The organism is Rathayibacter sp. PhB127 (assembly GCF_003751665.1).
Taxonomy (GTDB): Bacteria; Actinomycetota; Actinomycetes; order Actinomycetales; family Microbacteriaceae; genus Rathayibacter; species Rathayibacter festucae.
The window spans coordinates 1,259,940-1,274,116 of record NZ_RKHW01000001.1 but is presented as its reverse complement, the minus strand read 5'-3'; the positions used below and the strand labels follow the sequence as shown (position 1 = coordinate 1,274,116).

Genomic DNA, 14,177 nt, shown 5'->3' with positions numbered 1-14,177 from the left:
CAGGAGAGACCCATGACGACCCCTTCCCTCACCCAGTCCAGCGGCAGCCAGTACACCCGCATCCTCGGCATCGGCGCGGCCCGCGGCGACCTCGTCGTCCCCAACGACGACCTCGTCGGCCCGATCAACTCCTCCGACGAGTGGATCCGCCAGCGCACCGGCATCGTCGAGCGCCGCCGCGCCTCGTCCGAGATCCAGGCCGTCGACCTCGCGACGACCGCCTCGCTCGAGGCGATCGAGAAGGCCGGGATCCGCGCCGACCAGATCGGCCTCGTGCTGGTCTCCACCATCAGCAACACCGTGCAGACCCCGTCGCTGGCGGCGCTCCTCGCCGACCGGATCGGCGCGAACCCGGCACCCGCCTACGACATCTCCGCCGCCTGCGCCGGCTACACCTACGGCATCGCCCAGGCCGACTCGTTCGTCCGCTCCGGCCTCGCCGAGTACGTCCTCGTCGTCGGCGCCGAGAAGCTCTCCGACATCGTGAAGTCGACCGACCGCAGCATCTCCTTCCTCCTCGGCGACGGCGCCGGCGCCGCGATCGTCGGCCCGAGCGACACCGCCGGCATCTCGAAGACCGTCTGGGGCTCCGACGGCTCCAAGTGGGACACCGTCGGGATGGACAACCCGCTCGCCGCCTACCGCGACGGCGTCGCCGAGTGGCCGACGCTGCGCCAGGACGGCCCCTCCGTCTTCCGCTGGGCGGTCTGGGAGATGGCCAAGGTCGCCAAGCAGGCGCTGGCCGAGGCGGGCGTCGCGCCCGAGGACCTCGCCGCCTTCATCCCGCACCAGGCGAACATGCGCATCATCGACGAGCTCGCGAAGCAGCTGAAGCTGCCCGAGACCGTGACCATCGGCCGCGACATCGAGACGACCGGCAACACCTCGGCCGCCTCCATCCCGCTCGCCACCCACCGCCTGCTCGAGGAGCACCCTGAGCTCAGCGGCGGACTCGCCCTGCAGATCGGCTTCGGCGCCGGACTCGTCTTCGGCGCGCAGGTCGTGGTGCTCCCGTAGGGGGCGCAGGCCCACCCCTAAACTGACCTACGGTCACACGACGAACACCCCGATCTCGACGAACACGAGTTCGAGAACACTCTGATCGAACACCCCTCAAGGAGAGAACCATGGCACTGTCCAACGAAGAAGTCCTCGCCGGCCTGGCCGAACTGGTCAACGACGAGACGGGCATCGCGACCGATTCCGTCGAGATGGAGAAGTCGTTCACCGACGACCTCGACATCGACTCCATCTCGATGATGACCATCGTGGTCAACGCCGAGGAGAAGTTCGACGTGAAGATCCCGGACGACGAGGTCAAGAACCTCAAGACGGTCGGCGACGCGGTCACCTTCATCGTCAAGGCCTCCGCGTAACCAGCGCCCCGCGCACCCCGTCCACGCGGCGGACACCCCGGCCAGGGCTCCGAGCCCGGCCGGGGTGCGCCCGGCACCCACCCGTCACGGAACAGAGATCGTCGTCATGAGTCCCAAGAAAATCGTCGTCACCGGCATCGGAGCCAGCACGCCCCTCGGCGGCACCGCTCGCGAGTCCTGGAACGCCCTTCTCGCGGGCGAGTCCGGCGTCAGCACGATCCAGGCCGACTGGGTGACCGAGCTCGAGCTCCCCGTCACCTTCGCCGCCCAGGCCAAGGTGCGCCCGGAGGAGGTCCTCCCCCGGCCCGAGGCCAAGCGCCTCGACCCCTCCAGCCAGTTCGCCCTGATCTCCGCCCGCGAGGCCTGGGCCGACTCCGGCATCACCGACGTCGACCCGCTGCGCGTCGGCGTCGACTACTCCACCGGCATCGGCGGACTCTGGACCCTCATCGACGCGTGGGACACCCTCCGCGAGCGCGGTCCCCGCCGCGTCCTCCCGATGACCATCCCCATGCTCATGCCCAACGCCGCCGCGGCCGCGATCAGCATGTCGATCCCCTCCCGCGCCTACGCCCGCACCGACGTGTCGGCCTGCGCGTCGAGCACCGAGGCGATCGCCAACGCCTACGAGCACCTCCAGCGCGGCCTCGCCGACGTCGTCATCGCCGGTGGCACCGAGTCGGTCGTCCACCCGCTCCCCCTCGCCGCCTTCGCGTCGATGCAGGCCCTCTCGCGCCGCAACGACGACCCGGCCACCGCCTCCCGCCCCTACGACGTCTCCCGCGACGGCTTCGTCCTCGGCGAGGGCGCCGCCACCCTCGTCCTCGAGACCGAGGAGCACGCCCTCGCCCGAGGCGCCCGCATCTACGCCGAGCTCGCCGGCGGCGCCGTCACCAGCGACTCCTACCACATCACCGCCCCCGACCCCGAGGGCTCCGCCGCCGCCCGCGCCATGATCGAGGCCCTCGAGCAGGCCGGCGCCGCCCGCACCGACGTCACCCACGTCAACGCCCACGCGACCAGCACCCCCGTCGGTGACATCGCCGAGTACCGGGCCCTCGCCCGGGTCTTCGGCGACCACCTCCCCAACATCGCCGTCTCCGCCACCAAGGCCGCCACCGGCCACCTCCTCGGCGGCACCGGCGCCCTCGAGGCGATCTTCACCGTCCTCGCCCTGCACGAGCGCACCGCCCCGCCCACCATCAACCTCTTCGAGCAGGACCCGCAGATCCCCCTCGACGTGGTCACCAGCCCGCGCGACCTCGGAGCCGGGCCCCTCGTCGCCCTCTCCAACTCCTTCGGGTTCGGGGGGCACAATGCTGTTGCCGCGTTCCGGTCGGTGTAACGGGGCGTAGCCCCGTCACACCGAGCGGAACGCGGGCTGCGCCGCGCATCGCGCGGCGCAGGCGCGTCCGCTCCCTGCGGGGTCGCGGATCGCAGGGCCGGTGCGGTGCGGCGACGGCGATCCGCTGGAACGCGGATCACCGGATGCGCCTCGTGGCGCGAGGGTGGTCGTTCACCGCGAGCCCCCGCCCACAGTTCCGGGAACAGGACCGCATCGCCTGCGGCTCGCTCCGCCCGACACTCGCTGCCACACTCCGGGTGAGGTGACCGCGTCGCCTGCGGCTCGCTGCGTCGGGCACCTCCGCCAGCACCAGACCATGCTGGTCGAGTAGCCCCGCAGGGGCGTATCGAGGCCCACCGTCCTCAAGAGGGCGGTCTGCAGAGTCCTCCTTCAGGCGGTGATGGATCTCGATACGCCCGCTGCGCGGGCTACTCGATCACCATGACGCGCTTGCTGGTCGAGTAGCCCCGCAGGGGCGTATCGAGACCCACCGTCCCCAGCACGGCGGAAAAGCAGCCGGATCCCGACGTTCCGACGAGCAGAAGCGCGTCTCACGAGCCGAAGATGCGGCCACTCCGTCAGAGAGTCGCGCCCGCCGTATCGCCGCGCGCCACGAGGCGCATCCGGCGATTCGCGTGCCAGCGAATCGCCGTCGCCGTTCGCACCCCGCTCTGCAGAACGCGACCACCTCCCCGAGCCGACCGCGCTGCGCCGCGCAGAGAGCGGCGCAGAATCGAGCACCGCCCGCTCAGCCGACGCTGTGCATCCAGATGACCCGCGCGAAGTCGCTCGCGGCGCGGAACGGCTCGAGCTCGTCCTCCCAGGCCTGGCCGAGGGCGAGGCGCAGCTCACGGTGCAGCTCGATGGGGTCGGCTCCGGCGCTCTCCATGGCGGAGCGGATGCGGTCCTCGGGGACGACGGTGTTGCCGGCGCTGTCGGTCTGGGCGTAGAACACACCCAGCTCAGGAGTGTGCATCCAGCGGCCGCCGTCGACGCCGGGCGACGGATCCTCGGTCACCTCGTAGCGGACGTCGGCCCAGCCGCGGAGCGCGGAGGCGATCGCCGCGCCGGTGCCGACCGGTCCCTCCCAGGCGTACTCGGTGCGCTGGGCGCCGCGCTGCACCGGCTGCTCGATCCAGTCGAAGTTCACGGCACGGCCGAGAGCGCGACCTGCTCCCCATTCCAGATGGGGGCAGAGCGCGCGGGGGGCGGAGTGCACGAAGAGCACACCCCGAGTCTGTTGCGTCACCACGCTGTCCTCCGTCCGTCCTGGTGCGTCTTCCCCAACGACCTGGACCACGAGCGACGTGCAGTGCCTTCTTGTGCGGTGGACGAGCCACCAGTCGAGATTATGCAGGACCCTCCGCGCCACGACAAGGCGCCTCGCCGCTCCCGCCGCCGGGTCGCGCAGATCCCCTGCCTATACTCGGGAAAGTCCGCCCGAACCGCGGCGTCGCCCGGCTCCGGGCCCGCGACCCGCTCGAGAGGAGCCCCGTGTCGGTCCGCGACGGTCTGCTCGCTCTTCTCACCCTCGGTCCCGCCTACGGTCTGCAGCTGCACGCCGAGCTGCTCGATCGGGCGGCCCACCGCCGCCGGGTCAACGTCGGGCAGATCTACTCCACACTCGACCGGCTGCGCGAGCGCGGCCTCGTCGCGGCGGCGGGATCGACGGAGGACGGACTCCCCCTGCACGCGCTCACCGACGAGGGCCGGGCCGAGGCGCTCGCCTGGCTGAGCGGCGAGGGCGCCTCCGCCGAGGAGGACTGGGACGACGTGCTCGATCGCATCCTCCTCGCCTCGAGCCTCTCCGACGCCGACCTCGACGCGGTCCTCGACGCCTACGCGAGCACGCTCCCGGAGGAGCAGGAGGCGCTGGACGAGCACCCGCAGCGGCGCCTCGCAGCACGGGCGGTGCTGGTGCGCGACGACGCACTGCGCCGGCTCCTCGACGCCGCCCGGGAGGAGCTCGTCGGGGCCGGCGACGGAGCGGCCGTCCGCGGCTACGCCCTCGAGCGGCCCAGGCGGGGGCGCAAGGCGGCGGCGCGGGACGACGCCGCGACCGAGGGGCCGATCGGCGCACAGAACGACCGGCACGAGACAGGCGCGGGCGCCGTCGCCTAGGGTGGGGGCTATGATCCGTTCGCCTCTCGGCCTCCGCGTGTCCACCTCCGCGCGCCGACGGCTCGTCGCAGCCGGAGCGGGCACGGTCCTCGTCCTCTGCGCCGCCCTCGCCGCACCGATGGCGGCCTCCGCCTACGACCCGGCCGACTACCCGTCCTGGTCGGACGTCGAGGCCGCGAAGTCGAGCGAGAGCGCGACCGCCGCCGAGGTCGACCGCATCACCGCGATCCTCGCCGATCTGCGCGATCAGGCCGCCGCCCTCACCGACGCCGCCATCTCCCGCGCGTCCGAGGCCGACGCCGCTCAGAGCGCGCTCGACGAGGCCACCCAGCGGGTGACCGCCCTCGAGGAGCGCGCCGCCGCCGCCCGTGCCGACGCGGACGCCGCGAAGGAGCAGGCCGGCCGGCTCGCCGCCCAGCTGTACCGCAACGGCGGAACCGACGCCACGCTGAACCTCCTGGTCGGCGGCGATCAGTCCGACAAGCTGCTCTACCGCCTCGGCACCATGAGCCAGCTCACCCTGCAGACCAGCCGCCTCCAGAGCGACGCCGAGTCGACCGAGAACGCCGCCGCCTCCCTCGCCGACCAGGCGGAGCAGGCGCGCACGGAGCGGCTCTCCCTCGTCAGCGCCGCGCAGGACGCGCTCGCGACGGCGCAGGCCGCGCAGTCCGAGGCCGACGCGAAGGTCGCCGACCAGGAGCAGTACAGCGCCGGGCTCTACGAGCAGCTCGCCTCGCTCAAGAACACCACGGCTGCGCTCGAGGAGGAGTTCGCCACCGGTCAGGAGGCGAAGGCCGCGTTCGAGGAGCAGGAGCGCCTCTCCCGCCTCGCCGCCGAGGCGGAGGCCCGGCGTCAGCAGGCCGCGAAGGCGCCGTCCGCACCCTCCGCCCCCGCACCGGCTGCGCCCGCGGCCCCGTCGACGGGCGGAGGCGGCGGCCCGGTCGAGCTCGGCAACGACGACGCGTCCGGCAAGGACAGCAGCGCGAAGACCATCGCCGCGCTCGGCACCTACGCCGGCCGGACCGACGGCATGTCGCCGGCGCAGGCGCAGAACTACGCGCGCTCCGTCATGGGTGTCCACGGCTGGGGCCAGGACCAGGCCGACAGCTGCCTCATCCCGCTCTGGAACGGCGAGTCGGGCTGGCGCTGGAACGCGCTGAACCGCTCCTCGGGCGCCTACGGCATCCCGCAGGCGCTGCCGGCGAGCAAGATGGCGACCTACGGCGCGGACTACCAGACCAACGCCGCGACCCAGATCGACTGGGGTCTGGCCTACATCTCCGACCGCTACGGCTCGCCGTGCGCGGCCTGGTCGGCCTGGAACAACCGCTCGCCGCACTGGTACTGAACCACCGCACCGCAGCCTCGGTCGGGCAGTCGGGTCACTTCGCCTCGTCGTAGGCGTCGACGATCGCGACGGTGACCGGGAAGTCGATGTCCTGATCGCCGAACAGCGCCCGCCCCGCGCGCACCGCGGCCTCGCGCACGACCGCGGCGACCCGCTCCGCCTCCTCCGCGGGCGCGTGCACGATCACCTCGTCGTGCAGGAAGTAGACGAGGTGCGCGAGAGCGCCCTCCGCGCGCAGCCGGGCCCGCAGCTCCCCCATCCAGCAGAGCGCCCACTCGGCGGCCGTGCCCTGCACGACGAAGTTGCGGGTGAAGCGCCCCCAGTCGCGGGCGCGCTGACCACCGGCGTCGACGTCGCCCGGCGGTGAGCTGCGTCCGAGCCGCGTCGACACCCGCTCGCCCCGCTCGCCGGCGCGGGCGGCCGCCTCGACGTGAGCGACGGAGAGCGGGTACGCGCGCGTGAGGCGCGGGAGCAGCCGCCCGGCCTCGCCGCTGGTCGCCCCGTACATCGCGCCGAGCATCGCCACCTTGGCCCGCGGTCGGTCCGGGACGACTCCCGCGTCGACGATGCCCTGGTAGAGGTCCTTGCCCCGACCCGCGGCGGCCATCACGGAGTCGCCCGCCAGCGCGGCGAGGATGCGCGGCTCCAGCTGCGCCGCATCGGCGACCACCAGCTTCCAGCCCGCGTCGGCGGTCACTGCGGCGCGGATCTGCCGCGGCAGCTGCAGCGCTCCCCCGCCCGACGTCGCCCAGCGGCCGGTGACGACGCCGCCGACGACGTACTCCGGCCGGAAGCGCCCGTCGTGCACCCAGGCGTCGAGCCAGGCCCAGCCGTTGGCGGTGAGCAGGCGCGAGAGCTTCTTGTACTCCAGCAGCGGCGGGATCACCGGATGCTCGATCGAGGTCAGCTCCCAGGAGCGGGTCGACTCGACCGCGAGTCCGGCGCGGCGGAGCGCGCGCAGGAGGTCCGCCGGCGAGTCGGGGTTCAGCTCGGGCGCGTCCAGCTCGCGGCGGATGTCGTCGGCCAGGGCCTCGAGGCGGGCCGGCCGGCCGCCGAAGCGCGGACGCGGGCCGAGCAGGTCGGTGAGGACGCGGTCGTGGATGTCGGCGCGCCACGGCAGCCCGGCCGCGGCGATCTCGCGGGCGATCAGCGCGCCGACCGACTCCGCGGCGAGCAGGAGCCGCAGGCGCCCGCCCTGCGCGGCCGCTGCCAGCGCCTCCTCCTGCCGGGCGAGCTCGACCAGCGGGTCCAGCTCGTCCGTCTCCGCGGGCGCCTCCTCGAAGCCGAGCAGCGTGTCGCCGGCGACCGGGGCGGCGGCCCCGGCGTCCCAGGCGTCGGGAGCCGAGCGGGCGAGCGGCGAGCGCGCCGTCTGCTCCGAACGGCGGAGGATCGCCCGGGCGAGGCGGAGATCGTGGCAGCGCGCGATGCGCACGCCCTCGGCCAGGAGAGCCGGGTACCAGCGGGCGGTGTCGTCCCAGACCCAGCGCGGCCGCTCCGCCTCCCGCTCGCGGACGAAGGCGGCCAGCTCGACCGGACCGCGCCCGCCGCCGACCTCGGCCCCCGAGCCGTCCGCGACGACCGCCCGCCACTCCCCCGTGGGGCCACCGGTGAGCGCGAGGAGCATCCGGCCATTCTCCTCCGCGGCGGCGCGCGCTCGGACGACGGCCTCGGCCGCCGGACTCACGGCGCGGGCGCCCCGGCCGGCCTCGACGCCGGGTAGCCCGGGAACGGCTTCTCCTGCGCGGTCAGCGGCTGATGCGCCCACAGCGTCGCCGCGATGGTCTCCATCGACCGCGAGTAGCCCACCAGCGTCCGCTTGCCCGGCTCCGCGGCCCAGGTGACGGCCCGGAACCAGCTCTCGCGGTAGGGCCCCGTCTCGATCCGCCGGATCAGCCCGATCCGCCCGGTCCGCATCGCGTCCACCATCACCCACTCGTCGGGCCCGCTGCTCCGCAGCATCTGGAGGGGACTCCACTCGATCATCTCGCCTCCTGCCCGATCGATCCGCTGCCGTGGCGAGCACGGGCGCCGCGGCGTACACTCGCAGACTATCGAACACATGTTCGAACGGCCAGTCGAGTCCGGCGGGTCGAGAGGAGCAGGCGGGAGCACCCACGATGGCGGTGATCGACGAGACGGCGATGGTCGCGACCGACGGCGACGGAGTGCCCGTCGCGCTCGAATGGCGCGGCGCCAGCTACCGGGTGAGCGACCGGCCGACGGTCTGGACGCGCACCAGCGGCTGGTGGGCGCCGCTCGACGGCTTCCCGCCGACGTTCGGCGGCGTGCCGGTCAGCATCGGCGGCTGGCGCTTCCAGGCGACCGATCTCGAGACGGGCGGAGCGTTCGTGCTCGACGTCGTCGCCTCGACGGATCCGTGCTGGAGCGTGGTGCGGTGCTACGAGTGAGGGCGGGCGGGTGCGACCCCGGACCCCTCTCCTTGCTGTCGGACCGCTACTTGCTGTCGGACCAGGGCGCCTTCGTCATGGCGACCAGAGCCGCGACTCCGGAGACGAGGCCGACACCGGCGATGGCGGCTACGACGAGCCAGAGCACGAGTTCCATAGGGCTAGTCTACCGAGTGCGTCGAGCCCCCGTTCCATCGCCCGGCTCTGCAATAGCGTGAGCGGAATGACCGACTCCCCCACGCGCGCGAGCGTCGGACTGCGCTCCGAGCGCGGTCCGATCCTCCTGGCGCTGATGATCTCGACCGCGCTGGTCGCCCTCGACGCGACCATCCTCTCCACCGCGGTGCCCTCGATCGTCGCGGACCTCGGCGGCTTCGAGCAGTTCCCCTGGCTGTTCTCGATCTACCTCCTCGCCCAGGCGGTCTCCGTCCCTCTCTACGGCAAGCTCTCCGACGTGATCGGACGGAAGCCCATCATGCTGATCGGGATCGGCCTCTTCCTCGTCGGCTCGCTGCTCTGCGGCCTGGCCTGGAGCATGCCCGCGCTGATCGCCTTCCGCGCCCTGCAGGGCCTCGGCGCCGGGGCCATCCAGCCGATGGGCATCACCATCGCCGGCGACATCTACACGGTCGCCGAGCGGGCGAAGACCCAGGGCTACCTCGCCAGCGTCTGGGGCATCTCCTCGGTCGTCGGCCCCACTCTCGGCGGCGTGCTCTCGGACCTGGGCGCCTGGCGCTGGATCTTCCTGGTCAACATCCCGCTCTGCCTGCTCGCGGCCTTCCTCCTGATCCGCAGCTTCCGCGAGACCACCCGCGGCGAGCGCACCCCGCTCGACCTCGCCGGCGCCTCGGTGCTCGCCGTCGGCACCGCGCTGCTGATCCTCGGCCTGCTCGAGGGCGGCAACGCCTGGCCCTGGCTCTCGCCCGCGGGCGTCGGCGTCTTCGTCGTCGCGGCGCTCGCCTTCGCCGGTTTCGTGGCCATCGAGCGCCGGGCGGTCGCCCCGGTGCTGCCGCTCTGGGTGCTCACGCGGCGGGTGCTGCTCTCGACGAGTCTCGTCTCGGTGACGGTCGGCGCGATCACGCTCGGCGTCACCTCCTACTTCCCGACCTTCGCGCAGGGCGTCCTCGGCAGCTCCGCCCTCGGCGCCGGCTTCGCGGTCGCCGCGATGACGATCGGCTGGCCGGTCGCGGCGAGCCTCTCCGGCAGGCTCTACCTGCGGATCGGCTTCCGCCGCACGGCCTTCCTCGGCGCGGCGCTGGTCACCGTCGGCGCCGGGCTGACGATCCTCCTCGGCGCCTCGTCGAGCCTGTGGGAGATCGCGGGCTTCTGCGTGCTGATCGGCGCCGGGATGGGCCTGGTCGCGACGCCGACCCTCATCCGCGCGCAGGCGAGTGTCGAGTGGAACGAGCGCGGCGTCGTGTCCTCGACGAACTTCTTCGCCCGGAACATCGGCAGCGCGATCGCCGTCGCGGTGTTCGGCGCGATCGTCAACGCCCAGGCCGGTGGCGGCGATCCGACGCCCGAGGGCCTCGCGAACGGCACCCGCTTCGTCTGCATCGCGTTGACGGTGCTCGCCGTCGGCATGCTCTTCGCGGTCCGCGCGATGCCCAAGGACGACCCGCGACCGGCCGAGGCTCCGGCCGCGACCTCCGCGGAGTCCTAGCGCGGAGCGCGGCGGGCGGCGGAGAGGGCCCTCAGCCGCTCGACGTGCCGGCGCCGGGTGCGGTGGATCCAGCGCTGCACCGGGTCGCCGAGCCCGGGGTGCCGGCGCAGCGTGTGCAGGGCGCGGTCGAGGCGCCGCACCATGTCGGCCGCGGCGCCGAACGGTCGCGCCGAGATGCCGACCTCCAGGTGGCGGTCGTAGACGATCCGGTGGCGGAGTCCCAGGTGCACGCTGATCTCGACGTCGTCGTGCACGTAGGGATCGTCGCGGTGCATCTCCCCCGCGATCTCCTGCCAGGCCGAGCGGCGGACGGCGCAGTTCGAGCCGAAGAGCGGCCAGTTGGCCAGCGCGGAGCCCATCAGCACGAAGTACGCGTCCATGTAGACGATCCGGGCGAGGGTCCGCGCGACCGGGCCGAGCTCGACGAACCGGCCGGGGCCGGTCACCGCTCCGACGCCCGGGTCGGCGAAGTGCGCGGCGATCCGTGCGAGCCAGTGCCGGTCGGGCTGCGAGTCGGCGTCCAGCCGGGCGAGCACGTCGCCCTCCGCCTCGTCGAAGCCGTGCGCCGTGCTGGCCGGGATGCCGGTCCCGCCGTGCACGATCACCCGGGCCCCCGCCGCACGGGCGATGTCCGCGCTGTCGTCGGTGCTGCCGTCGTCGACGACGACGATCTCGAAGGGGGCGAGGGTCTGCTCGGCCAGGAGGGCGAGCAGCCGCTCGAGGTGCCGGGCGTCGTCCTTGACGGGGACGACGACGGAGATGCGTCGGGAGTCCATCAGGACAGTCAACTCGATCCGAGCCCCCGCCCGGACATCCGCCACGCCCGCGACCGCGGTGACCGGCGTGTCAAGCGTCTGCCGGCCGGGCGACGCCGGTGCTGGGATCGAGATCGAGGAGGCGCGCCGCCTCCTCGGAACAGGAGACGTCATGACCCAGGGACCCCGCGACTTCCGCCCCACCCTCGCCGTCGTCACCGCCTCGGACTCCGGCATCGGCCGGGCCGCCGCCGTCGCCCTCGCCGAGGCCGGCATGGACGTCGGCATCACCTGGCACAGCGACGAGCAGGGCGCCCTTGAGACCGCGGAGGAGGTGCGCTCGCACGGCCGTCGCGCCGAGGTCGCACACCTCGACGCGACCGAGCTCGACCGGGTCGGCGACGTGATCGACGACCTGTCGCAGCGCCTCGGCGGACTCGACGTCTTCGTCAACAACGCGGGCGGGGGCGGGGGCGAGCCCTTCCTCGAGCAGAGCCTGAACAGCTGGCGCGAGGTCGTCGCGCTGAACCTCGACGGAGCGTTCGTCGGCCTCCAGCGCGCCGGCCGCATCATGGTCGCGCAGGGCACCGGCGGCCGGCTGATCGGCGTCACCAGCGTGCACGAGCACCAGCCCCGCGTCGGCGCGAGCGCCTACGTCGCCGCCAAGCACGGACTCGGCGGGCTGCTGAAGGTCGCCGCCCTCGAGCTCGGCCGCTACGGGATCACCGCCAACGCGGTGGCACCGGGTGAGATCGCGACCCCGATGAACGACGCGGAGGACGTGGATCCGCATGGCATCGACCGCCCGGGCATCCCGCTCGGCCGTCCCGGCGACGCGCGCGAGATCGCGGCCGTGATCGCCCTCCTCGCCTCGCCCGCGGGCGCCTACATCACTGGAGCGTCCTACGCAGTCGACGGCGGAATGTTGCAGATGGCGCCGCAGGCCGGCTCGCACCTGCTACAGGACGACTGGCGGGACGCCTGACCGGCCGACCGCTCCGAACAGCTGACGGCACTCCCGGCCTCTCCGACTCAAGTCCGGCTCGCAGAAACAGCTCCGGCTCGCCGGAACAGCCGGATTCCACGAGCCGGAGCCGACTCCACGATCCGAAGCTCAAGACCACCGACCTTCGGCTCGCAGAAACAGCCCCGGCTCGCCGGAACAGCCGGATTCCACGAGCCGAAGCCGACTCCACGAGCCGAAGCTCACGACCACCGACCTTCGGCTCGCAGAAACAGCTCGGGCTCGCCGCAATAGCCGGATTCCACGAACCGGAGCCGACTCCACGAGCCGAAGCTCACGACCACCGAACTCCGGCTCGCAGAAACAACCCCGGCTCGCCTGAACAGCCGGAATCCACGAGCCGGAGCCGACACCACGAGCCGAAGCCCACGACCACCCACCTCCGGCTCGCAGAAACAACCCCGGCTTGCTGGAACTGCTCGAATCCGCAAGCCGGGGTCGAGATCACGAGCCGAAGCTGACGACCACCGACCTCCGGCTCGCGGAATCAGCTCCGGCTCGCCGGAACGGCCGGAATCCACGAGCCGGCGTCGAGATGACGAGCCGAAGCTCACGACCACGGACCCCTACCGATCTCCGGCTCGCAGAAACACCCTCGGCTCGCCGGAACAGCCGGATCCGTGAGCCGGAGCCGATCGCCCGAGCCGCCCGACCGGTACTCTCGAAGAGGTGCTCCGGCGGGCGGGGCGCTCGGACCGAGGGTGCAGGTGACGCGCGTGTGGTTCCGCCGTCGACGCAGGTTCAAGATGGAGCCGTACGACCCGGACGAGAACCCGTCGCGCGAGCCCGTCTCGGTCGAGGAGGCCGCGGAGGAGGGCCTGCTGCTCGCCCAGTACGCGAGCCGGATGGCCGTGAAGAACCGCGTGCTGATGGACGGCCTGGCCGAGGGCGTCCCCTTCGACGTCCGGCACTACTCCGTCATCGCCGCCGCCGAGCTGGAGAAGCTCGCCGACGAGTCGGAGGCGGCGGCCGAGCGCCTGCGCGCCATCGCCGCGGACGCGACCCTGGTCGGCGGCCGCTCCGACCACGTGCACGACTACCGCTCCGCCGACCTCGACAATCTCGACCACCGCGAGCGGCTCTCGCTCGCGGTCGCCGACTCCCTGCGCCACCGCGCACGGGATGAGCAGTACCTGGCCTCGCTCGTCGACGACGCCCGGCAGGACGCCTGGCGCGAGCTGTCGCAGTCGATCGAGGAGACCCTCGACCGCGCGCCGCTGATCGACGCGGACGACGAGGAATATCAGCGAGACCGCTCGGTGCGGATGGCGCTCGTCGTCGTCGACGATCTGGCGAAGCTCGCAGCCGAGCGCGGAGTCGCGCTCGAGGAATGAGGCGGGCTCTCGCGGTCGGCGCGAGTCACCGGATCAGCGGCTGACGTCGATCAGCGCGAGGCGACGATCAGGCCCAGCCGGCCCGGAACGACTCGGTCGCCTCGGACGAGCGCTCGCGCACGGCCTCGAGCAGCTCCACCATCGAGGTGCTGCGCAGGAACGCCAGTCGGTCGAGCTCGGTCACGGGAGCGACTCCCGCGAGCTGCCAGGCGTGCGCGGCCGGGTCCTCGGCCAGCTCGACGACGGCGCCGTAGCGCTGCTCGACGAACTCGCTCGCGACCGCCAGCGCCGTCCGCACCGCCGATTCGGCGGAGCGCAGCAGCTCCTCGTGCTCGGGCGCCCACTCGAGCGGCGCGACGGGGCGCACCTCGGCCTTCGGATACGGGTCGTCGTCGTACCAGCGGACGACCTCGAAGCGGTTCTCGCCGACGCTGTCGATGGTGACGAACGACTCGGCGCCGTCGATGTTCAGGATGCGCGCGACCGTGCCGATCGGGAAGCGCTGATCGCCGCCGCCGACCTCCTGCCCGCGCTCGATGAGGACGACGCCGAACGAGAGCGTGTCGTCCTCGAGCACGTCGCCGAGCATCCGCAGATACCGCGGCTCGAACAGCCGGAGCGGGAGCGGCATGTGCGGCAGCAGCACGGAGCCGAGCGGGAACATCGGGAGGTCAGGCACGAGAACAGCGAACCACGTCGTGCGGAGACCGGCCACTACGGGCTTCCGGGCGGCGGACGTGCTAGCGCCGACGCGGTCGACGCAGAAGGAACACCATCCGTTAACCAACGGGGAGGAAGATCCG

At 72.9% G+C, this 14,177-nt stretch carries 14 protein-coding genes; 9 read left to right on the top strand and 5 right to left on the bottom strand.

Going from position 1 to position 14,177, the window contains the following annotated elements; translation table 11 throughout:
- Positions 1 to 12 precede the first annotated feature (12 nt).
- From EDF22_RS06105 to EDF22_RS06095, 3 genes are all read left to right on the top strand, one after another.
- A complete protein-coding gene (locus EDF22_RS06105; RefSeq protein ID WP_123445661.1) occupies positions 13 to 1,017 on the top strand; it encodes a beta-ketoacyl-ACP synthase III in 1,005 nt (334 codons plus the stop codon).
- 110 nt (positions 1,018 to 1,127) lie between these two features.
- Entirely contained in the window at positions 1,128 to 1,376 is a 249-nt protein-coding gene (locus EDF22_RS06100) for an acyl carrier protein (RefSeq protein WP_123445660.1), read from the top strand.
- A 106-nt stretch (positions 1,377 to 1,482) separates the two neighbouring features.
- A complete protein-coding gene (locus EDF22_RS06095; RefSeq protein WP_123703161.1) occupies positions 1,483 to 2,721 on the top strand; it encodes a beta-ketoacyl synthase in 1,239 nt (412 codons plus the stop codon).
- A 748-nt stretch (positions 2,722 to 3,469) separates the two neighbouring features.
- Here the strand turns inward: EDF22_RS06095 and EDF22_RS06090 are convergent.
- A complete protein-coding gene (locus EDF22_RS06090; RefSeq protein ID WP_243581736.1) occupies positions 3,470 to 3,973 on the bottom strand; it encodes a DUF3145 domain-containing protein in 504 nt (167 codons plus the stop codon).
- A 242-nt stretch (positions 3,974 to 4,215) separates the two neighbouring features.
- On the opposite strand from EDF22_RS06090, the gene EDF22_RS06085 reads away from it, so the two are divergent.
- Positions 4,216 to 4,842 carry a PadR family transcriptional regulator gene (locus tag EDF22_RS06085; protein WP_148059124.1) on the top strand — a complete coding sequence of 209 codons (627 nt, stop codon included), beginning with the start codon at positions 4,216 to 4,218 and terminating at the stop codon, positions 4,840 to 4,842.
- A 10-nt stretch (positions 4,843 to 4,852) separates the two neighbouring features.
- Positions 4,853 to 6,190 (top strand): hypothetical protein, encoded by a 1,338-nt coding sequence (locus EDF22_RS06080; RefSeq protein WP_123703155.1) that lies wholly within the window; start codon positions 4,853 to 4,855, stop codon positions 6,188 to 6,190.
- 34 nt (positions 6,191 to 6,224) lie between these two features.
- On the opposite strand, the gene EDF22_RS06075 is transcribed toward EDF22_RS06080, so the two are convergent.
- Together EDF22_RS06075 and EDF22_RS06070 are read right to left on the bottom strand one after the other, a co-directional pair.
- Positions 6,225 to 7,814, bottom strand: coding sequence for a bifunctional 3'-5' exonuclease/DNA polymerase (locus EDF22_RS06075; protein ID WP_123704757.1), 1,590 nt, complete (start codon positions 7,812 to 7,814; stop codon positions 6,225 to 6,227).
- A 56-nt stretch (positions 7,815 to 7,870) separates the two neighbouring features.
- Positions 7,871 to 8,173 (bottom strand): hypothetical protein, encoded by a 303-nt coding sequence (locus EDF22_RS06070; RefSeq protein WP_123445655.1) that lies wholly within the window; start codon positions 8,171 to 8,173, stop codon positions 7,871 to 7,873.
- A 134-nt stretch (positions 8,174 to 8,307) separates the two neighbouring features.
- Between EDF22_RS06070 and EDF22_RS06065 the strand changes: the two genes are divergently transcribed.
- Positions 8,308 to 8,598, top strand: coding sequence for a hypothetical protein (locus EDF22_RS06065; protein ID WP_123703153.1), 291 nt, complete (start codon positions 8,308 to 8,310; stop codon positions 8,596 to 8,598).
- 223 nt (positions 8,599 to 8,821) lie between these two features.
- On the top strand, positions 8,822 to 10,261 hold the full coding sequence (locus EDF22_RS06060) for an MDR family MFS transporter (RefSeq protein WP_123703151.1): 1,440 nt from the start codon (positions 8,822 to 8,824) through the stop codon (positions 10,259 to 10,261).
- Here the strand turns inward: EDF22_RS06060 and EDF22_RS06055 are convergent.
- Positions 10,258 to 11,037, bottom strand: coding sequence for a glycosyltransferase family 2 protein (locus tag EDF22_RS06055; RefSeq protein ID WP_123703149.1), 780 nt, complete (start codon positions 11,035 to 11,037; stop codon positions 10,258 to 10,260). The genes EDF22_RS06060 and EDF22_RS06055 overlap by 4 nt on opposite strands.
- A 151-nt stretch (positions 11,038 to 11,188) precedes the next feature.
- On the opposite strand from EDF22_RS06055, the gene EDF22_RS06050 reads away from it, so the two are divergent.
- Both EDF22_RS06050 and EDF22_RS06045 read left to right on the top strand, forming a co-directional pair.
- Positions 11,189 to 12,001 carry an SDR family oxidoreductase gene (locus tag EDF22_RS06050; RefSeq protein ID WP_123703148.1) on the top strand — a complete coding sequence of 271 codons (813 nt, stop codon included), beginning with the start codon at positions 11,189 to 11,191 and terminating at the stop codon, positions 11,999 to 12,001.
- 785 nt (positions 12,002 to 12,786) lie between these two features.
- The gene (locus EDF22_RS06045) at positions 12,787 to 13,374 is read left to right on the top strand and encodes a hypothetical protein (protein WP_123703146.1); all 588 of its coding nucleotides are present in this window, start codon (positions 12,787 to 12,789) and stop codon (positions 13,372 to 13,374) included.
- 67 nt (positions 13,375 to 13,441) lie between these two features.
- On the opposite strand, the gene EDF22_RS06040 is transcribed toward EDF22_RS06045, so the two are convergent.
- Positions 13,442 to 14,053, bottom strand: coding sequence for an LON peptidase substrate-binding domain-containing protein (locus EDF22_RS06040; RefSeq protein WP_243581747.1), 612 nt, complete (start codon positions 14,051 to 14,053; stop codon positions 13,442 to 13,444).
- Positions 14,054 to 14,177: the final 124 nt, after the last annotated feature.

Bases quoted from the DNA above. Each gene is read 5' to 3' on its own strand.
- EDF22_RS06105 (WP_123445661.1), top strand. From the start codon at position 13: ATGACGACCCCTTCCCTCACCCAGTCCAGCGGCAGCCAGTACACCCGC.
- EDF22_RS06100 (WP_123445660.1), top strand. From the start codon at position 1,128: ATGGCACTGTCCAACGAAGAAGTCCTCGCCGGCCTGGCCGAACTGGTC.
- EDF22_RS06095 (WP_123703161.1), top strand. From the start codon at position 1,483: ATGAGTCCCAAGAAAATCGTCGTCACCGGCATCGGAGCCAGCACGCCC.
- EDF22_RS06080 (WP_123703155.1), top strand. From the start codon at position 4,853: ATGATCCGTTCGCCTCTCGGCCTCCGCGTGTCCACCTCCGCGCGCCGA.
- EDF22_RS06075 (WP_123704757.1), bottom strand. From the start codon at position 7,814: ATGCTCCTCGCGCTCACCGGTGGCCCCACGGGGGAGTGGCGGGCGGTC.
- EDF22_RS06070 (WP_123445655.1), bottom strand. From the start codon at position 8,173: ATGATCGAGTGGAGTCCCCTCCAGATGCTGCGGAGCAGCGGGCCCGAC.
- EDF22_RS06065 (WP_123703153.1), top strand. From the start codon at position 8,308: ATGGCGGTGATCGACGAGACGGCGATGGTCGCGACCGACGGCGACGGA.
- EDF22_RS06060 (WP_123703151.1), top strand. From the start codon at position 8,822: ATGACCGACTCCCCCACGCGCGCGAGCGTCGGACTGCGCTCCGAGCGC.
- EDF22_RS06055 (WP_123703149.1), bottom strand. From the start codon at position 11,037: ATGGACTCCCGACGCATCTCCGTCGTCGTCCCCGTCAAGGACGACGCC.
- EDF22_RS06050 (WP_123703148.1), top strand. From the start codon at position 11,189: ATGACCCAGGGACCCCGCGACTTCCGCCCCACCCTCGCCGTCGTCACC.
- EDF22_RS06045 (WP_123703146.1), top strand. From the start codon at position 12,787: ATGGAGCCGTACGACCCGGACGAGAACCCGTCGCGCGAGCCCGTCTCG.